Consider the following 22,227-nt stretch of genomic DNA (forward strand, 5'->3'; position numbering starts at 1 on the left):
TGAACTTCAGGTATTCACGCCAGATCCACCAGCACAATTTCGCTGTCTTCAATGGCTGTGACGGACAACACTCGTTCGTCTGCCACCGCAATACCGTCTCGAGCTTGTGCGCGTAAGCCATTGACTTCAATGACACCCGTCGCCGGCACGAGGTACGCACGACGTCCCGTATCGAGGTGATATTCGGCGGTTTCTCCAGCCTTGACGGTGGCCGCCACGAGGCGAGCATCAGCGCGAATACGCAGGCTTTCGTCATCACCGGCCTTGCCGCTGGCCAATGTCACAAAACCTTCGCGATCGCCTTTCGGGAATGGTTTCGCACCCCACGAGGGCGGCGCACCGGTTTCGGTCGGCAGAATCCAGATCTGGAAGATCCGGGTTTCGCTGGACTCCAGGTTGTATTCGCTATGGGCGATGCCGGTGCCGGCACTCATCACTTGCACGTCGCCAGCCTCGGTACGGCCCTTGTTGCCGAGATTATCCTGGTGAGTAATCGCGCCTTCACGCACGTAAGTGATGATTTCCATGTCCCGGTGCGGGTGGGTCGGGAAACCGCTGCCGGCCGCAATAATGTCGTCGTTCCACACTCGCAGGTTGCCCCAGCTCATGCGTTGCGGATCATAGTATTCGGCGAACGAAAAGTGGTGGTGGGCATCCAGCCAGCCGTGATGAGCGCCGCCCAGCGATTTGAAAGGTCTGAGTTCAAGCATGATCGTCTCCTCAAAAGGCTCGTCCTGGGGCGCATTGCCAACGCCATGAACCGAGACCGGTGATTGATGGCAGTCATCATCTAGCAAGCACTTACCGGCAAAAAGCGTAAAAAATGCGGCATTCATATCGAATATGTTGATGTGAAAACGCTCGGCAGAGCTTCACTCAACTTTCAATTCGTCGCCTAACCCAATGACATGAAAGCATTTCGCTAGAACTCAACGGCAAATGCAGCCACCATGGCACCCTACAGCCTCACACACTGGAGCCCGTCAGCGTGGCGCAACGCATCCCCGAACTTCCCCCCGAACTCCGTCCTTTGGCAGAAATGCCTTGGTTCAAGCGCTTGGCCGCGCGTTTTTTTGGTCATGGACTGACGCGTCTGCGCGCGCAACATCGCGCATCCTGGTTGCACGGCCAGGCTGATGGCTTTCGCAGCGGCCACACGGCGGGCGTCGAGTACGGTTTCAACGAGGGCAAGCTGGAAGGGCTGGAAGAAGGCCGCCAAGTGCTGCTGATTCGTGACAGCCGCAACACGGAACATCGTCCTCCCGGCGTCGATAATCACTTGTTCGATGACTGGCGCCTGCCGCTCACTCCGGAGCTGAAGAAACGCATAAAGGCCGATGTTGCGCGTCTGCTGCCGGCTCATGCGCAGCCGAGCGTGGCGCAATGGAAGATGATTTTCAGCGACACGCCGTCCACATCGGTGATTGCCGGCGCCGGTGCGGGCAAGTCCACCACACTGGTACTGCGCATTCTGCTGTTGACGCATTATCTGGGTTTCGAACTGGACTCGATGACGGTGGTGACATTCACCCGCGAGTCGCGCAAGGATTTCATCCTGAAGCTGATCGAAGTCTTCGCGCTGTGGCAGCGGGCGGTGAGCCAGAAACAGGCACGCGAACTGGTGCGCACCTTTCACTCGCGCATTCTGCCGATGGTGCGCAGTCTGCCGGGGTTCGAGCGTTTGCAGGCTTTCGAAAACCTCAGTCATCGGCCGCAAGGTGCAGACGAGGACGTCGACAGCAATCCGTTCGATTTGCGTATCAACGACGCTCAGCGCCAACAGCTCAACGCCTGCTATTACCGTTTGTTCCGCGAGGACGAGCGTTTTCGCCAGTTGATTCAGCCGCTGTCCCGCCATGCCTTGCAGCTCAAGGAGCTGGAGCGCGATCATCCAGACGTGCAGAAACGCATGGCGGTAACCGAACTGGCAGCCAAACGTGATGATGAATTGTGTGATGTCATCGAGGATTTATGGTTTCGCGCTGGTGCCTGGCCGATCAAGGGGATCGAGCCGAAGCGCCAGACCTTTGAAATCAACGGCTCGACGTTCCATAGCCACGGGTATATTCCAAGCCTGGACGCATGGGTTGTGCTCGGCTTTGATCCTGAAGAAAATCCGCAAGTCTGCCGGCCGAACGCGAAGCTCAGCGTGCGTGCGGAATGGGCAGTAAAGCGAACCCTATTTCAAGCTTTCTGTCGTAAGCCTTTGATTTGGCTGGATAGTTACGAGTCATCAAGACGTGTTTTGGCCACGTTGGCGGGAGATGCCAGCGCAGGGCCCGGTTTCGATTACAAGGTCAAAGGCGAACTGGCTTCTGCGCCGCTGCTGGACTGTTTCGTGACGGCTGCGGGATTCATCGAGAATCTGGGGCTGGACGTGCCCGATGCAGTGGGGCGCATGAGCTTTGCCAAGGATGATCCGGATCGTTTGTTTTTCGAGGCGCTGAGCCTGTTCTGGCGTGCGCTGGAAGATCACTTGCTTGATCAGAAACCGCCGGTCATGACCTACAACCGCATGTTTGCCCTGTTCAGTGAACACTCCCCGGAAAATCTCAAGTTACTCAGCGACGACTTGCTGCGACCGATGTCGCACCTGATGATTGACGAGTTTCAGGATGTTTCCCCGCAGATCGTGTCATGGATCCGCGCCAGTCTCGGCGAAATCCGCAACCGCGGCCCGGCCATGCACGTGGGTCGCGGCGCACAGCGCTCGTCGTTGTTATGCGTAGGGGATGACTGGCAGTCGATCTATGGCTGGCGCGGCAGTTCGCCGAGCTACTTCATGGCGTTCAATAAAGAGTTCCCGTCGCCGAGCACCACGCGAGTGATGCTCAGTGACAACTATCGCAGCCATCAGCACATCATCGATGCTGCTGAACACATAGTGCGGGCGGCGCCGGCAATTCCTGGCAAAAAGGCCAAGGCCAGCGGTGATCAGAAGCCGTTGCAGCCCGTGAACGTGTTGGAGCGCGATGACCAGGCACTGGGCGAATGCCTCGCGGAGCACTACCGACAAGGCCATTCAATCTTGATGCTTTATCGAAAAAGCAGCGATAAATTATTGATAGAAAAGCAAATTCAATCGGTAGTTAATGTTGATTCGAGCTTGCCGTATGAATCCCGGCGATTGAAACAGTTGACCTATCACAGCGCCAAAGGCTTGCAGGCGGACGCGGTCTTCCTGCTCGGCGATTGTCAGCACTTGACCAGTTCACCCTATAAAAATCAGGTGTATCGCATGGCAGGGCTAGGCAAAACCGGCGACAGCGAGCCGTATGACACGGCGCAGAAGGACGAAATCCTGCGCCTGGCTTACGTCGGAATCACCCGCGCCGTCAGCCACTGCTACTGGTACGTCGAGCCGCAGGACAGCCAAGCGGTGAACATGCCGCGAGCGTCCGAGCAGATTGGCAAGGGCAAGCCGTTTTTCGTGGATCACCGGCAAAGCCAGAAAACAGCTTGAATCCCTCAGGCATAAAAAAAGCCCGATCAATTCGGGCTTTTTTGTTTTAAACCAATAAGTTAGGCGTAGCTTCTCAACGATTCTGGAGGAATAAACGCCTCAAGTTCGTCTTCGACCGCTTCAATGATTCGCTCTACATCCGCTGCATTCATCACCGTCGCGCAAGGTATGCCCGCGATGGCGATGACGGTTTCGCCGCTGGCCCGGTCGAACAAACGGGCGATCAGACTGCCCGGTGCGTCCATCGTCGCCTCGAAACCCATGGGATGAAAATGCCAGCGCATGAGCTGGCAAGCATTGGGGAACGTGACTTTGCTTGACCCTTTATTCATGGTGAAACCCGCCTGCTTCATCGAGCGCTTCCTTTTGCCCATCTTAGGTGGGAAGAGCCTTCATTGGCTCAACCGGTGACTGCCATTAAAAGTAGCACCCCGATGTGAAACTACTGTGGATTTTTTGAGTCCGTCCGGCGGATTGCTCGATTTTTTTTGATTCGTGTCACGCAAGGCGCATTAATCGCCAAAGTGCCAGTACGGATTTGTCATTGCTGCGCAGCTTGAAGTTGGGCAAAGTCGGTTTTTTTTCGCGAGTCCCCTATGCACGCTGCCAACGACGGCCCCGAGCAGAGCAAAGCCACGGCCGAGACGGTCATGCGCTACCACCTGTGTTGGAAACACCGTGACCTGGACGGGGTGATGGCGCTTTATCACGAGGATATCCAATACAACGACTTCTTCCAGAACCGCGTACTAGGGCTGAATGAGCTGCGCGAATACGTACGCGTCAGCATGCCGCGCGAATCCGATGAGGCGCTGGAGCATTGTGACCGCATCCGCATCGACGGCAACACAGCGTTCATCCAGTACGAAGTGACTCTGCGTGGCGGCGACGGGTTGGTGTCGTTCCGGTCCAGCGAAGCCATCACGGTCAAGGACGGCCTGATCTGGCGCGTCAACGAGTACGCCTCGCTGGTGCGCGAGCAGGCGACCGGATCGACCCCGGTCAATCAGCGGCCAGCAGCAAGCCGTCTCGGGTTGTCGCCGCGTCAGTTGAGTTTCATGGCAGACGATCTGCAGCAGTACTTCGAACGCCAGCAACCCTACCTCGACCCCGAACTCGATTTGCAACGCGTGGCAAAAGAGTGCGGCTACAGCCGCAACCAGATTTCCTACCTGCTCAACCAGGTGTTAGGGCAAAGTTTCTATCGCTACGTCAACCAGGCTCGGTTGCAGCATTTGCTGCGGTCGCTTGACAACGCCACGCCGCCACTGCGCATTGATGAACTGGCGTTTGCCGCCGGCTTCAACTCGTTATCGGCGTTCTATAGCTGTTTCCGTCAGCACACGGGCCAGTCACCCAAGGCCTACGTCAAACAAATTTCTTTGCGGGCACGCGCGCAAGACAACACCTGAGCCGCCGCACTAGGATCGACGCCATCGAACATTTCAGTGGCGGAGTCTTGCATGCCGGCGTGGCGCACTATCAGTTTGTGGATGGATCAACTCGACGAGCCATTGCTCGCACGTCCCGCGCTGGCACGTGATCTGGACGTCGATGTGGCAATCATCGGCGCCGGTTACACCGGACTCTGGACAGCCTACTACCTGAAAAAACAGGCGCCCGGCCTGAACATCGCCATCATCGAGGCGCAAACCGCCGGTTTCGGCGCATCCGGCCGCAATGGCGGCTGGCTGATGGGGAATCTGCTGGGCGAAGATCGCTTGCTCGCCGGATTGTCACCGGAACAACGTCGCGCCTCGTTCGACTTGCTGCACAGCATTCCCGATGAAGTGGAACTCGTGCTCGAACGTGAGGGCATCGACTGCGACTACCGCAAGGGCGGGGTGCTGTATTGCGCGGCCCGTTACCCGGAACAGGAAACCCATCTGCGCGAATACCTTGATTCGCTGCATGCCCAAGGCCTGACCGAAAACGATTACCGCTGGCTCAGCCCCGAGCAACTGGCGCAGCAAATCCGCATTGCCAGACCTTACGGCGGTATTTACGCGCCCCATGTGGCCACGATCCAGCCGGCGAAACTGGTGCGCGGTCTGGCCCGCACGGTCGAGGCCATGGGCGTGAAAATCTACGAAAACAGCCCGGTCACCCACTGGCAGCCCGGCAGCCTGCGCACGGATTCATCGACGGTTCGCAGCCGCTGGATCGTGCCGGCCGTCGAAGGCTATTCGGTCACGCTGCCGCCGCTGGGCCGTTATCAGTTGCCGGTACAAAGTCTGATCGTCGCCACCGAACCGCTTTCGACCGCGACTTGGGATGAGATCGGCCTCAGTCGCGGCCAGGCTTTCAGCGAATTCAGCCGACAAGTCACCTACGGCCAGCGCAGCGCAGACAATCGCCTGGTCTTTGGCGCTCGGGGCGGCTACCAATTCGCCGGCAATCTACGCCACAACTTCGACCTGACGCGTGATGAAGTCGAGTTGCGCCGCTATCTGTTCGGTGAACTGTTCCCGCAGCTCAAAAACGTGCAGATCACTCACGCGTGGGGCGGCAACCTCGGCATGTCACGCCACTTCAGACCGCACATGCTTTGTGATCGCGCCAACGGCATAGCCTTGTCTGGCGGTTACGGCGGGGAGGGCGTGGGTGCGAGCAATCTCGGCGGTCGCACCTTGGCCGATCTTATTCTCGAGCGTGATTCCGAGCTGGTGCATCAGCCATGGGTGCTGCCCGACGGCGGCATTCACGCACTGCGTGCCTGGGAGCCCGAGCCCTGCCGCTGGCTCGGTTACAACGCAATCATCAAAAGCTTCGTCCATGAAGACCAGACCCTGGCGAACCCGGCGACAGCTCCGTGGCGGCGCAAGCTTGCCAGCCAGGTCGCCGGTTTCATGGAAAGTTTCATGCACTAAACACCGACTTCAACATAAACAGGAAACGCCATGAGCATCACCCAATTCAAAAACACCGCGACCCTGCCTCTGGACGAATCCAACCCGGTGGCCGTTCCCCTCGGCACGCCGGTGGCGATTGCTTCGACCACCAGCGTCGAGCGCGACGACGGCGTCGAAACGGGTGTCTGGGAATGCACGCCCGGGCGCTGGCGTCGGCAGATCGTTGCTCAGGAGTTCTGCCACTTCATTTCCGGACATTGCACGTTCACTCCGGACGACGGTAGCGAAACCCTGCACATACAAGGCGGCGATGCACTGATGTTGCCAGCCAACAGCCTCGGTATCTGGGACATCCAGGAAACCGTGCGCAAGACCTACGTTTTGATTTTCTGATTCACCGATTTTTCGATCTTTGATTGCCTGCCGAACAAAACAGAAAACAGCCCTTACAGGAATCGCCCCATGATCCAGAAAACTCTCGCATTGGCGCCGCTGTTGCTGGTCGCCTCCCTCAGTCATGCCGCCGAAACGGTGAAAATCTACAACTGGTCGAGCTACATCGCGCCGGAAACCGTGAAGAACTTCGAGAAAGAAACCGGTTTCGGTGCCATGTACGATGTCTACGACAGCAACGAAACTCTCGACGGCAAGTTGATGACCGGCAATTCCGGGTATGACGTGGTGTTTCCCTCCAACCATTTCATGGCGCGACAAATTCAGGGTGGGGCGCTTAAAAAGCTCGACAAGAGTCAATTGCCAAACTGGAAGAACCTCAACCCGGTACTGATGAAAGCGTTAGAGACCAATGATCCGGGTAACGAACACGGCTTCCCGTATCTCTGGGGCAGCACCGGCATCGGCTACAACATTGCCAAGGTCAAGGAAGTGCTGGGCAATGACGCACCGGTCGATTCCTGGGATCTGATCTTCAAACCCGAATACATGCAAAAACTGCAGAAATGCGGCGTCGCCATCCTCGACAATGGCCCGGAGTTGCTGCCGGCCGCCCTCAATTACCTCGGTCTGCCACACCACAGCAAAAATCCCGAGGACTACAAGAAAGCCGAAGCGCTGCTGTTGAAAGTGCGGCCTTACGTCAGTTACTTCCATTCCTCGAAGTACACCGGTGACTTGGCCAACGGCAATATTTGCGTGGCAGTCGGCTTCTCCGGCGATGTCCTGCAAGCGGAAAGCCGCGCGAAGGAAGCCAAGAACGGCATCGAGATCGGCTACGCCATTCCGAAAGAGGGCGCAGCGATCTGGTTCGACATGGTCGCCATGCCTGCCGATGCCCCGGACGAAAAGGGCGGTTACGCCTTCATGAACTATCTGCTGCGCCCTGATGTGATGGCTGATATCACCAATTTCGTGCATTACGCCAACGGTAACGAGCAAGCAGATCGTCTGATCGACCCTGCCATCAAGAATGACACCAAGGTTTATCCGAGCCCCGAGATGATGGGCAAGCTCTTCGCTCTCGAAGCGATGCCGCTGAACATCGACCGCATCCGCACCCGCGTATGGAACAAGATTCGGACGGGTAGCTAACCACGCCGCCGCCACCCTGTAGCAACTGACGAGCTCAACGAGGCTGCGATCTTTTGATCCTAAAAAATCAAAATCAAAAGATCGCAGCCTCGTTGCATTCGAGAGCTCCTACAGTGGATTGGTAGTGCGGTTTTAATCTTCCTTGCGCACCGTGGCGACTTCATCGGCGCGTACTTTCACTTTGGCGCCGGAGATGTCTTCGAACTCGTAGAAGCCATCGTCAGTCTCGGTCTTGGGCATGTCCTCGGTCAGGTACTGAGTGCCGTTTTGCAGCGTGACTACCGTTTGAGTCGAGCAACCACCCAGAATCAGCAAGGCTGCGATTGCCATTGGAATGCCCAGTGTTTTGATTGTCATACCCACCTCTATTCATTAGACCGCTGGCGGCCTTCTCATCGTGCTTGTCCGGTTGGTGCCACGGTGCCCGAAAAAGTTCGATGGATCAGGAAAAAAACGTGTTTGATAGCGCCACTGATCTTTTTCCGTTTGCTTCATGCGGGCCGTAACTGGTATCTGTACGCATAACCAGTATCCGCTTCCCGATGGCTTCGAATCACCGTGACTGCCAACCCCCTCGACGACCCGTTCTATTACCTCAACAACTTCCGGCAAGTGCTTGATTGGCTTGAGCTTCGCTATGCTGATGTCATGAGCGACGAGGAGCACGCGTTCATCCGTGATTTCAAAACACTGCCACAAGCGCCCCAAGGCCTTTTGGTGAGGATGGTGATGCGCAAGGGTGTGCATTTTCGTCTCGGCAAGCTCAGTTATCCGGAAATCGGCGACATCGCGCTCGCCGCGCAACCGTTGCTGGCGCGCGGCTGGATCGACGCACAGGCGCCGTTGGCGATGGCGCAGTTATTCGAGGTGCTGCTCAAGGAGGAAATCCTTTTGGCGTTCAAGGCTGACATCGACCAGCCCAAGGGCAAGAAGGCCGACTGGCTGCCGCTGCTTGCCGAGCGTTTTCCTGATGAGCGCTGCTTCAGTGACTGGTGCCCGGATCTCGACGACCGCTTGTTCAGCCTGACGCTCATGGATCTGTGCGACCGCTTGCGGTTGATGTTTTTTGGCAATCTCCACCAGGACTGGTCAGAATTCGTCCTCGCCGACCTCGGCATATTTACCTACGAAAAAGTCGAATTCTGTGCTGACTCCCGAGGCCTGCGCAGTCGCGCCGACGTAGATGCCTGCCTGTTTCTGCATGACTGCCAGCAACGGTTCGAAGCCGGAGAGCCGCTGGAAGACATTGCCCGGCAGATCGGCGCCCTGGATTTCGCCAACCCATGGTTGCAGCGCCGTCGCGGCAAGGCGTTGTTCCAGATCGGCCAGTATTGCGAACGCATTGCCGAATTCGCCCTGGCGCTGCGCATTTATCGTGATTGCGCCTATCCCGGCGCACGTTTGCGGATGATTCGAGTGCTGGAGCGTACCGAGGAGTATGCATTGGCACTTGAATTGGGCACGCTTGCCGATCAATGCCCGGAAAGCGCCGCCGAACAGCAAGGCCTGCAACGCATACTCCCGCGTCTGCGGCGCAAACTCGGCGGGCCGGCGCTCAAACGTGCGGCGCCAAGACCGGTGGTGCGCCTTGATTTGCATCTGCCCCGGGTCGATCCGGCGTTGACCGTGGAATTCCATGTGCAGGCGCATCTGCATGAAGACGAAGGCCCGGTGCATTACGTGGAAAACAGCCTGATCAACTCACTGTTCGGCCTGTTGTGCTGGCCGGCGATCTTTGCGCCGCTGCCGGGAGCGTTTTTTCACCCGTTCCAGCGCGGGCCGGTGGATTTACTCAATGAAGACTTTCAGGAGCGCCGCGCGGCGCTGTTTCAGGCGTGCATGGCAGAACTCGATGATGGCCGTTATGCCGACACGATCCGCGAACGATTCGTCAGCAAGTGGGGCGTGCAATCGCCGTTCGTGTTCTGGGGCGCCCTGAGCGAAGCCTTGCTGGAACAGGCATTGGCCTGCCTGCCGGCCGAACACCTCAAGCACTGGTTCAATCGATTGCTGCTCGATATCAAGGCCAATCGCGCCGGCATGCCGGATCTGATCCAGTTCTGGCCGCAGCGCAAAACCTACCGGATGATCGAAGTCAAAGGCCCGGGCGACCGCTTGCAGGACAATCAGATGCGCTGGCTGGAGTTCTGTCATGAACATCAAATGCCCGTGACCGTGTGCTACGTGCAATGGTCGGAGCACAGCGCTTGAGCTACGCCATTGCGGTGCGGGCATTGTGTGAGTTCACAGCGAAAACCGGCGATCTCGACCTGCGCTTTACGCCTTCGCCCACGGCGCTGGAAGGCATCGCCGGCCATCGCACGGTGGCGTCGCGGCGCAGTGACGACTATCAAAACGAAGTGTTGCTGGAGGGCGAGTTCCGCCAACTGAAAGTCAGGGGCAGGGCGGACGGCTATGACCCGGCACAAAACTGCCTTGAAGAAGTGAAAACCTATCGCGGCGATCTGGGCAAGCAACCGTCCAATCACCGGCAGTTGCACTGGGCTCAGGCGAAAGTCTATGGCTGGCTGATGTGCCGCAAACTTGATCTGGCGCAGATCAATGTGGCGCTGGTGTACTTCGACATCGTCAGCGAGAAGGAAACCTGCCTGGTCGAAGCCTTTGACGCCGATGTGCTGCAACAGTTTTTCGAGGAGCAATGCGGGTCATTCCTGCAATGGGCCGAACAGGAAATGGCCCACCGCGAAGCCCGCAATCGGGCGGCGCAGGGGCTGGCCTTTCCTCATGTCGATTTCCGAGCAGGGCAGCGGCATCTGGCCGAATCGGTGTTCAAAGCCGTCAGCACCGGGCGCTGCCTGATGGCCCAGGCACCCACCGGCATCGGCAAAACCCTCGGCACGCTGTTCCCGATGCTCAAGGCCATGGCGCCACAGCAACTGGACAAGGTGTTCTTCCTCACCGCCAAGACCCCCGGCCGCAAACTCGCGCTGGATGCCGCCCAAGTGCTGTTTGATCGCAACGAAACATTACCCATGCGAGTGTTGGAAATGGTCGCTCGGGACAAGGCTTGCGAACACCCCGACAAGGCCTGCCATGGCGAGTCCTGTCCGTTAGCCCAAGGCTTTTACGACCGTTTGCCCGCCGCTCGCGAAGCCGCTGCCCGGGTCAATCTGCTTGATCAAGCCGCCATGCGCGACATCGCCGCCCAACACGCTGTGTGCCCGTATTACCTGAGCCAGGAAATGGCCCGATGGGCCGACGTGGTGGTCGCGGACTACAACTATTACTTTGATTTCAGCGCGCTGCTGTTCGGCCTTGCCCAGTTCAACCAGTGGAAAGTCGCGGCGCTGGTGGACGAAGCGCATAACCTGGTCGAGCGCGGTCGGCAGATGTACAGCGCCAGCCTCGATCAAGCGGCGTTGGCTGGCGTGCGTAAAACCGCGCCCGAGGTGCTGAAGAAATCCCTGCAACGGGTCAATCGTGAATGGAACGCGCTGCACGCCACGCAGCTTGCGCCGTATCAGGGCTACGACAAGGCCCCGGAAAAACTGCTTTACGCCCTGTCCCTGTGTTGCGCAAGCATCGGCGACTACCTGAACGATCATCCGCAGGGTATCGACAGCGCCTTGCAAACGGTCTATTTCGACATGCTGCAATTCGGCCGGGTTGCAGAGCTGTTCGATGAGCATTACCTGTTCGATATCAGTAAACGCGATCTCGACCGCAAACGGCCGCTGTCACAGCTGTGTTTGCGTAACGTGGTGCCGGCGCAATTCATTCGGCCGCGGCTGACCGCCGCCCGCAGCACCGTGCTGTTTTCCGCGACCTTGAGCCCCCGGCACTATTACGCCGACCTGCTCGGTACGCCGGCCGACACGGTGTGGATTGACGTCGAGTCGCCGTTCAGCGCCGAGCAGTTGCAAGTGCAGATCGTCAGCCGCATCTCCACGCGTTTCAATCACCGGCAGGCATCGCTGGAGCCGATTGTCGAACTGATCGCCCGGCAATTTACCGAGCGCCCTGGCAATTACCTCGCGTTCTTCAGCAGCTTCGATTACTTGCAGCAAGTGGCGCAGCTATTGGCCGAACGTCATCCGCACATCATTCAGTGGCGCCAGTCACGGGGCATGGCCGAAGGGCAGCGGCAGGATTTTCTCGACCAGTTCACCGCCGACAGCCAGGGGGTCGGTTTTGCCGTGCTCGGTGGCGCGTTTGGCGAAGGCATCGACTTGCCCGGGGCACGGCTGATCGGCGCGTTCATCGCCACCTTGGGGTTGGCGCAGCTCAATCCGGTCAATGAGCAGTTGAAAAGACGCATGGCGGCCATCTTCGGCGCCGGCTATGACTACACCTATCTGTACCCTGGTTTACAGAAGGTGGTGCAGGCAGCCGGGCGGGTGATTCGTACCCGTGAGGATCGCGGCGTGGTGATGCTGATCGACGACCGTTTTGCCGAGACCCGGATCACGCAGTTGCTGCCGCGCTGGTGGGCGCTCGATCATGCGAAGGACGCCGCCGGGTTGGCGAGATAAATGCTACGGTTTACATGCGCTTCGGCATGTATCACATTGATATTCATGTGCCGTGGCCGATGTCCAATCCGTCTGTTTGCGCATATGCCTGGTAATGAGTGCCTGCGGTGAGCCTGATGAGTGAAGAGAAGACTGAAAGCGCCTCGATCGAAGACATGCGCCTGCGGCTGCTGCTCGATGCGGTGATCGACTACGCGATCTACATGATCGATCCGACGGGCGTCATCACCAGTTGGAACGCCGGCGCCAAACGCTTCAAGGGCTACGAAGAAGCGGAAATTCTGGGCCAGCACTTTTCCCGGTTCTACACCCACGAGGATCGCGCGAACGGTTTGCCACAGCGCGCCCTCGACACGGCGGTTCAAGAAGGACGCTTCGAAGGTGAAGGCTGGCGGGTGCGCAAGGATGGCACGCATTTTTGGTGTCACGTGGTCATCGATCCGATCCGGGGCCCGGATGGCGTACTGCTCGGGTTTGCCAAGATCACCCGCGATCTCACTGACCGCAAGATGGCCGAGGAGACCCTCAAGCAAAGCGAGCAACAGTTTCGTCTGCTGGTGCAAAGCGTCACCGATTACGCCATCTACATGATCAACCCTGAAGGTCGGGTGACCAACTGGAATCAGGGCGCGCAACGGATCAAGGGCTATCAGCCGCAGGAAATTATCGGCCAGCACTTCTCTTTGTTCTATACCCCTGAAGACCGCGATCTCGGCGTCCCGCAACGTGCGCTGGAAATGGCCCGGCGCGAAGGTCGTTTTGAGGACAAGGGCTGGCGTGTACGCAAGGACGGCACGCGGTTTTTCGCGCACGTGGTGGTCGACCCGATTCGCGGCGATACCGGCACTTTGCTGGGTTTTGCCAAGATTACCCGCGACATCACGGAAGTAACCCAGTCGCAACAGGCGCTGGAAACCACCCGCGAGGCGTTGTTCCAGGCGCAAAAGATGCAGGCCATCGGCCAACTGAGCGGTGGTATCGCCCACGACTTCAACAACCTGCTGACGGTGATCCTGGGTAACCTGGAAATCGTGCGCAAGCGCGTGAACGACAACCCGAAAATCACCCGCTTGTTGGATAACGCCACCCAAGGGGCATTACGCGGTGTCTCGCTGACCCAGCGGATGCTGGCGTTTGCCCGGCGTCAGGAGCTCAAGACCGAGTCGGTCGACGTCGCGCAACTGATCAAAGGCATCACCGGGCTGTTGCGCAGTTCCCTCGGGCCAACGGTGCGGATCGAAACGAACTTCCCCGATGACATCGAACCGGTGCTTGCGGACGTCAATCAACTGGAGCTTGCGGTGCTCAACCTCGCCACCAACGCCCGGGACGCGATGCCCAATGGCGGTAGCGTGGTCATCGCTGCCCGTTCGGAAGTGGTGTTGAAGCAGAGTCGAAACCCTCTGGCAGCAGGACGCTATGTTTGCCTGAGTGTCACCGACACCGGCGAGGGCATGGACGAAACCACACTGGCGTCGGCGATGGATCCTTTCTTCACCACAAAGGGGCTGGGCAAAGGTACGGGATTGGGGTTGTCGATGGTGCACGGCTTTATTGAGCAACTGGGTGGCCGTTTCATCCTCAAAAGCCAGAAAAACCGTGGCACTACCGCCGAACTCTGGCTGCCGCTGGCCAGCAGCGGGGACAAAGCCATGTCCTTGGATCCGCATACTGAAACATCAACGGTGCCCCGGCTCAGTGTGCTGGTGGTGGACGATGACAGCCTGGTGCTGACCAGCACGGTTCTGCTGCTCGAAGACTTGGGCCACAGGGTGATCAGCGCCACGTCAGCGAAACAGGCGCTGACGCTGTTCGATCAAGGAGAAGTGGTTGATCTGTTGATCACCGACATGGCCATGCCCATCATGAGCGGTGCGCAACTGGCCCATGCCGTGCGCCTGCTCAAGCCGGATCTGCCGATCATCCTCGTCACCGGTTATGCCGAGCGGCTGGAGGGTTTCGCGGCGTCCCTGCCGAAGCTGTCGAAACCCTTCACCCAGCTCAGTCTCCTGGAGATCATTGCGAAATCGATCAAGTGATCCTCAGGCATGCATTTCGTACTGTGGGCGCAGATTTTCAATTGGGTGCGCCGACATCGGAATCGGTGGGAAATCTTCATTCAACAGTTGCAGATGTTCAATGGCTTCCTGGAACTTCAGATCGGCTTTCCTGCGCATCGCTTGATAACGAACAAACAACTCGACATCCAGATGACTGCCGTCCAGCAAGTCATGTGCAGCGCGATTGAGATCCTGCGCCTCTTCAAACATCAACCGATTGCGTTCAAGCGCGAAGGCCCTGCAGGCTTTGATTTGCGCAGAAGACGAGCATTCTTTCATGACCTGTACCTTGTTTTTCGGGTTCCTTTTCATGGGCTGAGGCCGCAGGGGAACTGAACCTGCCGGCCCCCGACGCGTGAAACCGGTCGGGGTTAAAGATGTGACCGTTCTCGATCACCTGCAGATTCATTTTTTTATAAACGAAAATTCGATGATTTCGCCAATAAAGCTGCGTGGAAAAATCAGGAAAACTATTTCTTGAACCGCTCGTAACGCGCCAGAACCGGCTGCGTGCTGATTCCGTGGATCAGAATGCTCAGCGCCACCACGGACAACGTCAGATCCGTGCAGACTTTGGCCACCGAGGAATCCAGACCGTGGTTCAGGGCATAAAACAGATAGAAGAAGCTGCCGATCCCGCGAATTCCGAACCAGCCGATCAACAGGCGCTGACGGCTGCCGAGCAGCGACCCCCAGGGCAGGATGGCCACACAGACCGGACGGATGAAGAAAAACAGCCCGCCAGCGACCCACAGCGCTCGCCAGTCCCAATGAGGCAGCAGCACCACGCCGAGCAACGTCACCAAAAAAACTTCCATGGCACGTTCGACAAGACCGCCGAATGCAAGCATGTCACTCATCATGATGCCCGCCGCCACCTGAGAGTCGCCCAGGCTTTCGGTGTCGCCATGTACCGCGTGTTTAGGGGCAATGTTCTGGTGGCCGACCACCGGCTGAACCTGATGTTCGGCGGGCTCTTCGTCGCTTCCCGTGGAGCTGACTTCTTCTTGGCGCAGACCCAATCCGGCGGCAAACACCGAAAGAAAGCCGTATCCGCCGATGGCTTCGGACACCACATAGGCCAGTGCGATCAGTGCCAGCGCCAGATAGTCGTTGGGGCTCAGGGTGCTGTCTTCGTTGTGGATACGCAGCAGCAGCGTCAGTCGCCCGATGCCGCGCCCCATCCAGTAGCCCGTCAACAATCCCGCCGGCACGGCCCACAGCAGATCGCGCCAGACCCAATGCGTCCACCATTGCGGATCACCGTCGGTGTGCAACAGCAACAAACCGAAAATGACGAAAGGAAAGGCAATTCCATCGTTGAGCCCGGCCTCGCCCGATAGCCCGAAGCGCACGCCGTCCACATCACGGGCGTCGTTTACCGACACCAGCGCCGCAAGCACCGGGTCGGTAGGGGCCAAAATGGCGCCGATCAGCAACGACGATCCCCAGCCCAGTTGCAAGCCAAAGTGCAGCAGCAGGCATACACCGGCGATAGTGAGCAACATTACCGGACCGGCCAGGCCATAAGCGATCAGCCAGCGCTTATCGCCCAGCGGCAGGCGCAGTTTCAATCCGCAGACGAACAGGGAAAACAGCACGGCGACTTCGGTGAGATGTTCCATCCAGATCGAAGCGTCGTCCAGCGGCAGACTCAGCAGATCGAATCCTGCCGGGCCGATGATGACGCCCAGTACCAGGCACACCGCTGAAGTGGTGACGGGCATCCAGCGCAGATACGACGAGGTCAATGCCAGGGTCAGCAACAGCGCGCCGAGCACGGCTACCCAGATAATGAACGTCATGACGGAGCGCCCGATGGCGCAGGACTAACCAAGCGTCGTTCGCAGATATTCGGGGGTGAGCACGTCGAACCACAGCAAGATCATCGACACCAGGATCGTCACCATCACCAGTAACCCGATGCCCCAGACGCTTGCGGCGTAGAGCAGTCCTTGTTCCTTGCGCTCATGCATGAAGGTCGGTAGGCCGACGAAGAGTAAAAAGGTTGAATACAGCGACGCCGCGCCAAGCACCAGAATGGCCAGCCAGCGGCTCGGATACAGCCCGGCGATACCGGCAATGAAAAACGGCGTGACCGTATAAGCGGCAAATCCGATGCACTGATTGAGCGTGGGCCGCGTATCAAAGGAACGCGACATCCAGCGAATGAATCCGCCGATCACCGCCACCCCGATGACAATCGCCAGGTACAGCATGACGCACAGTTGCACCGCGCTGGCACTGCTCAATCGCACGGTTTCATTCGCCGCGAGACTCCAGCCGACATACACAGTTCCGATGAACAGACACACCGCCGGAATCAACGCCAACAGCAGCAGATGGGCAATGTAGTGACGCGGGTGGGCTTCTTCTTCGCGGCGAATGTCCGTCCAGGCGAAGTTCGGTTGCGTGAACAGTTTGACGATAGGTGCGGACATGACGACCTCCTGATCCTCGGCTCCCCGGTTAAGGGTCTTAACGTATGGAGGTGGCCGTCATGCAAGCGGTTCACTTTTTCTTGCGCACGGTCACAGCATTGGCTTGCCGCCGGTCACGCCGTAGCGTTGGCCGGTAATGTAACTGGCTTCGTCGGAGGCTAGCAGCACGTAGATCGGCGCGACTTCAACTGGTTGCCCAGGGCGGCCGAGCGGTGTGGTGCCGCCGAAGTTGCGAACCTCTTCCTCGGGCATGGTCGAGACGATCAGCGGCGTCCAGATCGGCCCCGGCGCCACGCAGTTCACGCGGATTTCCTTCGGCCCGAGCATCTGCGCTAGACCACCGGTGAAGTTAGCGATCGCGCCTTTAGTGGTGGCATAGGCAAGCAGCGTCGGCTTGGGCATGTCGGAGTTCACCGAACTGGTGTTGATGATCGAAGAACCGGGACGCATGTGTTTAACCGCCGCCTGGCAAAGTCTGAACATGGCAGTGATGTTGACGTCGAAAGTCATCACCCATTCGTCATCGGGAATTTCTTCGAAATTTTCATGGGTCATCTGAAACGCGGCGTTGTTGACCAGTACGTCGATGCGGCCGAACTTCTCCACGGTTTTGTCGACCAGTGACTGGCAGACGGCTTTGTCGGCGATATCGCCGGGCAACAGCAGGCATTGGCGCCCGGCGGATTCCACCCAGCGCGCGGTTTCCTTGGCGTCTTCATGTTCGTTCAAGTAACCCACGGCAACGTCGGCGCCTTCACGAGCGAAAGCGATCGCCACGGCCCGACCAATGCCGCTGTCACCACCCGTAATCAAGGCAATCTTGCCGGCGAGACGGCCAGATCCGACGTAGCTTTGTTCACCGCTATCGGGATAAGGCTCCATCTTGCGTTCTGAGCCGGGCACGGCCTGCGGTTGGGTCGGGAAGGGTGGTTTTGGATAGTCAGTCATTTTCCATCTCCAATCTTTCAAGGCGAGTGTTTCGGGTTGACCCGGAGCGTTTGTCTTGAGTTCGATTGGATTTGATGACTGGAAATAATCGATTTTTTTAAAGCAAAAGATCGCAGCCTGCGGCGGCTCCTACATGGGATCTGTGCGCAGGCTGCGATCTTTTGATGTTCAGGCCTGCCAGGCTTGCTCGTTGACCAGATTCGCCGGTTTATCTCCCGACAGCGCTGCCAGCAAATTTTCCACCGCACAACGCGCCATCGCCTCGCGGGTTTCATGGGTGGCCGAGCCCATGTGCGGGGTCGCCACCACGTTGCTCAACTGCAGCAACGGCGAATCCGCCTGCAACGGTTCACGCTCGAACACATCCAGCCCGGCCGCGCGAATCCGCTTGTCGCGCAACGCCTCAATCATCGCCGCTTCGTCGACTACCTTGCCGCGTGAGATGTTGATAAAAATGCTCTCGGGACGCATCAGTGCGAACTGTTCGGCGCCAATCAGGCCTTCGGTAGCCGCCGTCAGCGGCAAGGTCAGGCAGATGAAATCCGCTTGGCGCAGCAAGTCCTCAAGGCTGCGGTACTGCGCGCCGAATCGCTGTTCCACCGCCGGTTTCGGCGACTGGCTGTGGTAGATCACCGGCATGCCGAATCCGAAATGCCCGCGCTGCGCCAATGCCTCGCCAATCCGCCCCATGCCGATGATGCCCAGCGTCTTGCCGTGCACATCGGTGCCGAAGTGCGCCGGGCCGATGCTGCTGTGCCATTGGCCGTCGCGCACCAGGTTTGCCAGTTCGACCACGCGCCGCGCAGTGGCGAGGATCAGGGCAAACCCGGTGTCGGCCGTGGTTTCGGTGAGTACGTCCGGGGTGTTGGTCAGCAGGATCTTGCGTCGGGTCAGGTAGGCAATGTCGTAGTTGTCGACGCCCACCGAGACGCTGGACACCGCTTCCAGCTGCGGCGCCAGATCGAGCAGCGCCGCATCGAGTTTCAGGCTGGCGCCAAGCAAGCCTTGGGCGCGAGGCAGGGCGTCACGCAGCTTCATCAGGCCATCGGCGTCGAGGCTTTCGATCAACGTGACGTCGACCTGCTCTTGCAGGCGCGCCATCAATGGCGCGGACAGTTTTTTGTACAACACAACCTGCTTTTTCATCGCGAGTCTCTCTTCAACAATTCAGGAGTGGGCCGGCGCGGGACGCGGGTGGGCAGATTTGGCGGTGACCCGATCACTGGCGCCGGGCTTGAGCAGCACCGTCAGCACCACCGACAGCAGCAATGCGCCGCTCATCAACAGGTACGAAGCACCGGGCGAACCGGTCGAGCTGTTCAGATATCCGACCAGATAAGAGCCGCCGAACGAACCGAGCGCGCCCATGCTGTTGATCAGTGCCATCGCGCCGCCAGCGACGTTGGCGGGCAGGATTTCCGGGACGATGGCAAAAAATGGGCCGTAGGGCGCGTACATGCAGGCACCGGCGATCACTAGCAGGGTGTACGACCACCAGAAATGCTCGGCACCGAGGGCGTAGGATCCGTAGAAGGCAATCGAAGCGATCAGCAGCGGCGGCCAGACGAAACGTTTGCGCTTTTGCAGTTTGTCCGAGCCCCACGACACCGCCAGCATGCCGATCACCGCTGCCAGATAGGGCAGCGCTGACAGCCAGCCCGCTTCGATCATGTCCATTTGCGCGCCGGCCTTGAGAATCGACGGCAGCCATAGCACGAAGCCATAGACCCCGATGCTCCAGAAAAAGAACTGCAACGCCAAAATGATCACCTTCGGCGAACGGAAAGCCTCGGCGTAATTCTTCACCGCTTTGATGCCGACCTGTTCCGCCGCCAGGGCGCTTTCCAGATCCTGCTTTTCCTGCTCGGTGAGCCACTTGGCCTGGGCTGGACGATCATCCGCCAGACGCCACCAGATAAACGCCCAGAACACCGCCGGTAAGCCTTCGATGATGAACATCCAGCGCCAGCTGAAATGTTGCACCAGATAACCCGACACCACCGACATCCACAGCATGGTCACCGGGTTGCCGAGGATCAGGAAGGTGTTGGCGCGCGAGCGTTCGGCGCGGGTGAACCAGTGGCACAAATAGACCAGCATCGCCGGCATCACCGCCGCTTCGACCACGCCGAGCATGAAGCGGATGACGATCAGCCAGTAGGCGTTTGAGACCACGCCGGTCAGGGTCGCCAGCCCGCCCCAGAGGATCAGGCTGACGAAGATCAGCTTCTTAACGCTGTGCTTTTGCGCGTAGATCGCACCGGGCACCTGGAAGAAGAAGTAGCCGAGAAAGAACAGTGCACCGAGCAATGACGACAGGCCCGGGGTAATCATCAGGTCAGCGGCCATGCCGGACGCGGCGGCAAAGCCGTAATTGGCGCGATCAAGGTACGCCAGGCTGTAGGTGATGAACACGATGGGCATGATGTACCACCAGCGGCGGGCGGCGAGTGTTGCGGTTTTCATGGCGTTGCTCCTGAGCTTGTTGTTTTTGTCGCAGCAGGTCCAATTAATGTGTTGCCTGTCAGGGCCTCATCGCTGGCAAGCCAGCTCCCACAAGGTCAGCGGCGTATGCAGGTTTTGTGTACGACTCGCTAATTGTGGGAGCTGGCTTGCCAGCGATGCGGCTTTCAAATTCAACGGTAAGCTCGGGCCGGGTCGGCAAACCCTCCATATCGCCCCGGCTCTGCACCGCACGGCTGCCAATCCAGTTGGCGCGTTTCACAGCATCAACAATGCTGTGGTTTTCCAGCAAGGCACTGATCAGGCCGACGGCAAATCCATCGCCGGCACCGACCGTATCGACAACGTTCACCACCGGCACGCCGGCAACGAAACCCTGATCCATTTGCGTGCGGTAATAGGCACCGTCCGGGCCGAGCTTGATCACCACCGCTTCAACGCCTTGGTCAAGGTAGAACGCAGCAATGTCCGCCGGGTCATCAAATCCGGTCAGCAAACGGCCTTCGCTCAACCCGGGCAAAACCCAATGGGCAAGGGCGGCGAGGCGATTGATTTCGCCGATCATTTCACGCTCGCTGGCCCACAGGCCGGGGCGCAGATTAGGGTCGAACGAAACGCTGCGGCCGGCATCGCGCATGCGCGTCATCAATTCAAACGACATCGCACGCGCCGAAGCCGACAGCGCCGGCGGAATGCCAGTAGCGTGCAAGTGTTGGGCGGCGAGCAAGTCCGGGGTGATCGACTGCGGCGACAAATGACTGGCCGCCGAACCACGACGGAAATATTCGACACGCGGATCACTGCCGTCATCACTGCGCGACTTCAGCTGGAAACCGGTTGGATGTTCGGCATCGACATCCACATGACTGCAATCCAGCCCTTCGCGAGCCAAAGTCTGCATCACGAACTTGCCAAGAGAGTCCGCGCCGACGCGGCTCAGCCAGGACACCTTGAAGCCCAGCCGTGACAGGCCAATCGCGACATTGCTGTCAGCGCCGGCAATGCGCTTGTGAAAGTGCTCGACCGCCGCCAGATCACCGCTCTGCTCGGCGACAAACATGGCCATGGTTTCGCCGAACGAAAGAATATCGATCTCAGACATGAGCAATCTCCAGGCGGGCTTGACCGAGGCGGGCGAGGGCGGCGACGTGCTCGGTGGTCAACTGCACGAGGTCATCGCCTTGCAGCGGGTACTCGGCGGCGCGCATAACGCCTTGGGCCATGTGCCGCAACAGTTGTTCCCACAGGTGCAGATCGGCCAGTGCCGGCGGCACCGCCACCAGTTTGCCGTCGGCGCGACGGGCGACGGCTTTGCAATGCACATAGCCGACATGCCGGCCGAGCAGGCGTGCGGCACTGGCGGCGGACTGGTCTTGCCACTGCCAGTTGCCGATGTCGAAGGTCATCTTGATTGGGAGGTTGTGCTGTTCAACAGCGGTGAAGAAACGCTGAAAGGGTTCGATCCGCCCGCCGTGCAGGGTCTGGTCGTTCTCCACCAGCAATTGGATCGGGCTGTTGCTCAACAGCTCGCCCAAGCGCTGCAGATCGTTGTTGTCGGTGAAATAACCGAGGGATACCTTGAGCCACTTCGAGCCGAAGACTTCGGCATTTTTCAGCGCCGTGGTCAGCTCCGGGTTGGGCTTCGCCTGGCCGGCCAGCCACAGTTCAGTGGGCGATGAATAGATACTTTGCAGGTGATGCGCCTGGGTGGCTTCGGCCAGTTGCTCACCGCGCTCGGTGGTCAGCAACTCTTCGCGCCATTCGATACGATCGGCACCTGCGGCGGCCAGCACCTCGATAAACGAAGCCTGACCGCGCTTGCGCACGAGATCCGCGCCGTAGCTGGAGAGACTGATGGAAACGGCTGGTTTGTTCATTGTTATTGACCTCTGAAACCGGTTTCATTTTTGTTCAAAAAAAATCAGGATCTGCGCGAGCAGGCTCGCTCCTATAGTTCGG

19 protein-coding genes are annotated in these 22,227 nt (G+C 58.8%); 8 read left to right on the forward strand and 11 right to left on the reverse strand.

Going from position 1 to position 22,227, the window contains the following annotated elements; all coding sequences use genetic code 11:
• Positions 1-14: 14 nt before the first annotated feature.
• Positions 15-710, reverse strand: a complete 696-nt coding sequence (locus GIW69_RS14605) for a pirin family protein (protein WP_236483381.1) — start codon at positions 708-710, stop codon at positions 15-17.
• Positions 711-1,039: 329 nt separating this feature from the next.
• Between GIW69_RS14605 and GIW69_RS14610 the strand changes: the two genes are divergently transcribed.
• The gene (locus tag GIW69_RS14610) at positions 1,040-3,463 is read left to right on the forward strand and encodes a UvrD-helicase domain-containing protein (RefSeq protein ID WP_268945494.1); all 2,424 of its coding nucleotides are present in this window, start codon (positions 1,040-1,042) and stop codon (positions 3,461-3,463) included.
• A 59-nt stretch (positions 3,464-3,522) separates the two neighbouring features.
• Here the strand turns inward: GIW69_RS14610 and GIW69_RS14615 are convergent, their stop codons facing one another.
• Complete coding sequence (locus GIW69_RS14615; protein WP_236483429.1) at positions 3,523-3,795, reverse strand: DUF1652 domain-containing protein; 273 nt, start codon at positions 3,793-3,795, stop codon at positions 3,523-3,525.
• A 264-nt stretch (positions 3,796-4,059) separates the two neighbouring features.
• Between GIW69_RS14615 and GIW69_RS14620 the strand changes: the two genes are divergently transcribed.
• The 4 genes from GIW69_RS14620 (at position 4,060) to GIW69_RS14635 (ending at position 7,863) form a co-directional block, all read left to right on the forward strand.
• The gene (locus tag GIW69_RS14620; protein ID WP_236483383.1) at positions 4,060-4,875 is read left to right on the forward strand and encodes a helix-turn-helix domain-containing protein; all 816 of its coding nucleotides are present in this window, start codon (positions 4,060-4,062) and stop codon (positions 4,873-4,875) included.
• Between the two features lie 51 nt (positions 4,876-4,926).
• Positions 4,927-6,333, forward strand: a complete 1,407-nt coding sequence (locus GIW69_RS14625; protein WP_236483384.1) for an FAD-dependent oxidoreductase — start codon at positions 4,927-4,929, stop codon at positions 6,331-6,333.
• 30 nt (positions 6,334-6,363) lie between these two features.
• Positions 6,364-6,708, forward strand: a complete 345-nt coding sequence (locus GIW69_RS14630; protein ID WP_236483385.1) for a cupin domain-containing protein — start codon at positions 6,364-6,366, stop codon at positions 6,706-6,708.
• Positions 6,709-6,777: 69 nt separating this feature from the next.
• Positions 6,778-7,863: a polyamine ABC transporter substrate-binding protein gene (locus GIW69_RS14635; protein WP_236483386.1), complete on the forward strand. Its 1,086-nt coding sequence runs from the start codon at positions 6,778-6,780 to the stop codon at positions 7,861-7,863.
• 132 nt (positions 7,864-7,995) lie between these two features.
• Here the strand turns inward: GIW69_RS14635 and GIW69_RS14640 are convergent, their stop codons facing one another.
• A complete protein-coding gene (locus GIW69_RS14640) occupies positions 7,996-8,220 on the reverse strand; it encodes a YgdI/YgdR family lipoprotein (protein ID WP_236483387.1) in 225 nt (74 codons plus the stop codon).
• Positions 8,221-8,421: 201 nt separating this feature from the next.
• On the opposite strand from GIW69_RS14640, the gene GIW69_RS14645 reads away from it, so the two are divergent.
• The 3 genes from GIW69_RS14645 (at position 8,422) to GIW69_RS14655 (ending at position 14,395) form a co-directional block, all read left to right on the forward strand.
• Positions 8,422-10,074, forward strand: coding sequence for a VRR-NUC domain-containing protein (locus GIW69_RS14645; RefSeq protein WP_236483388.1), 1,653 nt, complete (start codon positions 8,422-8,424; stop codon positions 10,072-10,074).
• On the forward strand, positions 10,071-12,356 hold the full coding sequence (locus GIW69_RS14650; RefSeq protein ID WP_236483389.1) for an ATP-dependent DNA helicase: 2,286 nt from the start codon (positions 10,071-10,073) through the stop codon (positions 12,354-12,356). The genes GIW69_RS14645 and GIW69_RS14650 overlap by 4 nt, the downstream gene beginning before the upstream one ends.
• A gap of 116 nt (positions 12,357-12,472) precedes the next feature.
• A complete protein-coding gene (locus GIW69_RS14655) occupies positions 12,473-14,395 on the forward strand; it encodes a hybrid sensor histidine kinase/response regulator (RefSeq protein WP_236483390.1) in 1,923 nt (640 codons plus the stop codon).
• A gap of 3 nt (positions 14,396-14,398) precedes the next feature.
• Here the strand turns inward: GIW69_RS14655 and GIW69_RS14660 are convergent, their stop codons facing one another.
• From GIW69_RS14660 to GIW69_RS14695, 8 genes are all read right to left on the reverse strand, one after another.
• On the reverse strand, positions 14,399-14,695 hold the full coding sequence (locus GIW69_RS14660) for a hypothetical protein (RefSeq protein WP_236483391.1): 297 nt from the start codon (positions 14,693-14,695) through the stop codon (positions 14,399-14,401).
• 191 nt (positions 14,696-14,886) lie between these two features.
• A complete protein-coding gene (locus GIW69_RS14665) occupies positions 14,887-16,221 on the reverse strand; it encodes a cation:proton antiporter domain-containing protein (protein ID WP_236483392.1) in 1,335 nt (444 codons plus the stop codon).
• A gap of 24 nt (positions 16,222-16,245) precedes the next feature.
• Positions 16,246-16,857, reverse strand: coding sequence for a Yip1 family protein (locus GIW69_RS14670; protein ID WP_236483393.1), 612 nt, complete (start codon positions 16,855-16,857; stop codon positions 16,246-16,248).
• A gap of 90 nt (positions 16,858-16,947) precedes the next feature.
• Entirely contained in the window at positions 16,948-17,805 is an 858-nt protein-coding gene (locus GIW69_RS14675; protein ID WP_236483394.1) for a glucose 1-dehydrogenase, read from the reverse strand.
• A 168-nt stretch (positions 17,806-17,973) separates the two neighbouring features.
• The gene (locus tag GIW69_RS14680) at positions 17,974-18,951 is read right to left on the reverse strand and encodes a 2-hydroxyacid dehydrogenase (protein WP_236483395.1); all 978 of its coding nucleotides are present in this window, start codon (positions 18,949-18,951) and stop codon (positions 17,974-17,976) included.
• Positions 18,952-18,972: 21 nt separating this feature from the next.
• Positions 18,973-20,271 carry an MFS transporter gene (locus tag GIW69_RS14685; protein WP_236483396.1) on the reverse strand — a complete coding sequence of 433 codons (1,299 nt, stop codon included), beginning with the start codon at positions 20,269-20,271 and terminating at the stop codon, positions 18,973-18,975.
• Positions 20,272-20,329: 58 nt separating this feature from the next.
• Positions 20,330-21,370: a sugar kinase gene (locus GIW69_RS14690; protein ID WP_236483397.1), complete on the reverse strand. Its 1,041-nt coding sequence runs from the start codon at positions 21,368-21,370 to the stop codon at positions 20,330-20,332.
• Positions 21,363-22,145, reverse strand: coding sequence for an apurinic/apyrimidinic endonuclease family protein (locus tag GIW69_RS14695; protein ID WP_236483398.1), 783 nt, complete (start codon positions 22,143-22,145; stop codon positions 21,363-21,365). The genes GIW69_RS14690 and GIW69_RS14695 overlap by 8 nt, the downstream gene beginning before the upstream one ends.
• Between the last annotated feature and the right edge of the window lie 82 nt (positions 22,146-22,227).

The sequence above is a fragment of the Pseudomonas syringae genome (assembly GCF_021605415.1).
GTDB lineage: Bacteria > Pseudomonadota > Gammaproteobacteria > Pseudomonadales > Pseudomonadaceae > Aquipseudomonas > Aquipseudomonas syringae_S.

What these genes read in the sequence shown, in the direction of transcription:
- GIW69_RS14605 (WP_236483381.1), bottom strand. Translation starts at nt 710, where the DNA reads ATGCTTGAACTCAGACCTTTCAAATCGCTGGGCGGCGCTCATCACGGC.
- GIW69_RS14610 (WP_268945494.1), top strand. Translation starts at nt 1,040, where the DNA reads ATGCCTTGGTTCAAGCGCTTGGCCGCGCGTTTTTTTGGTCATGGACTG.
- GIW69_RS14615 (WP_236483429.1), bottom strand. Translation starts at nt 3,795, where the DNA reads ATGAATAAAGGGTCAAGCAAAGTCACGTTCCCCAATGCTTGCCAGCTC.
- GIW69_RS14620 (WP_236483383.1), top strand. Translation starts at nt 4,060, where the DNA reads ATGCACGCTGCCAACGACGGCCCCGAGCAGAGCAAAGCCACGGCCGAG.
- GIW69_RS14625 (WP_236483384.1), top strand. Translation starts at nt 4,927, where the DNA reads ATGCCGGCGTGGCGCACTATCAGTTTGTGGATGGATCAACTCGACGAG.
- GIW69_RS14630 (WP_236483385.1), top strand. Translation starts at nt 6,364, where the DNA reads ATGAGCATCACCCAATTCAAAAACACCGCGACCCTGCCTCTGGACGAA.
- GIW69_RS14635 (WP_236483386.1), top strand. Translation starts at nt 6,778, where the DNA reads ATGATCCAGAAAACTCTCGCATTGGCGCCGCTGTTGCTGGTCGCCTCC.
- GIW69_RS14640 (WP_236483387.1), bottom strand. Translation starts at nt 8,220, where the DNA reads ATGACAATCAAAACACTGGGCATTCCAATGGCAATCGCAGCCTTGCTG.
- GIW69_RS14655 (WP_236483390.1), top strand. Translation starts at nt 12,473, where the DNA reads ATGAGTGAAGAGAAGACTGAAAGCGCCTCGATCGAAGACATGCGCCTG.
- GIW69_RS14660 (WP_236483391.1), bottom strand. Translation starts at nt 14,695, where the DNA reads ATGAAAGAATGCTCGTCTTCTGCGCAAATCAAAGCCTGCAGGGCCTTC.
- GIW69_RS14665 (WP_236483392.1), bottom strand. Translation starts at nt 16,221, where the DNA reads ATGACGTTCATTATCTGGGTAGCCGTGCTCGGCGCGCTGTTGCTGACC.
- GIW69_RS14670 (WP_236483393.1), bottom strand. Translation starts at nt 16,857, where the DNA reads ATGTCCGCACCTATCGTCAAACTGTTCACGCAACCGAACTTCGCCTGG.
- GIW69_RS14675 (WP_236483394.1), bottom strand. Translation starts at nt 17,805, where the DNA reads ATGACTGACTATCCAAAACCACCCTTCCCGACCCAACCGCAGGCCGTG.
- GIW69_RS14680 (WP_236483395.1), bottom strand. Translation starts at nt 18,951, where the DNA reads ATGAAAAAGCAGGTTGTGTTGTACAAAAAACTGTCCGCGCCATTGATG.
- GIW69_RS14685 (WP_236483396.1), bottom strand. Translation starts at nt 20,271, where the DNA reads ATGAAAACCGCAACACTCGCCGCCCGCCGCTGGTGGTACATCATGCCC.
- GIW69_RS14690 (WP_236483397.1), bottom strand. Translation starts at nt 21,370, where the DNA reads ATGTCTGAGATCGATATTCTTTCGTTCGGCGAAACCATGGCCATGTTT.
- GIW69_RS14695 (WP_236483398.1), bottom strand. Translation starts at nt 22,145, where the DNA reads ATGAACAAACCAGCCGTTTCCATCAGTCTCTCCAGCTACGGCGCGGAT.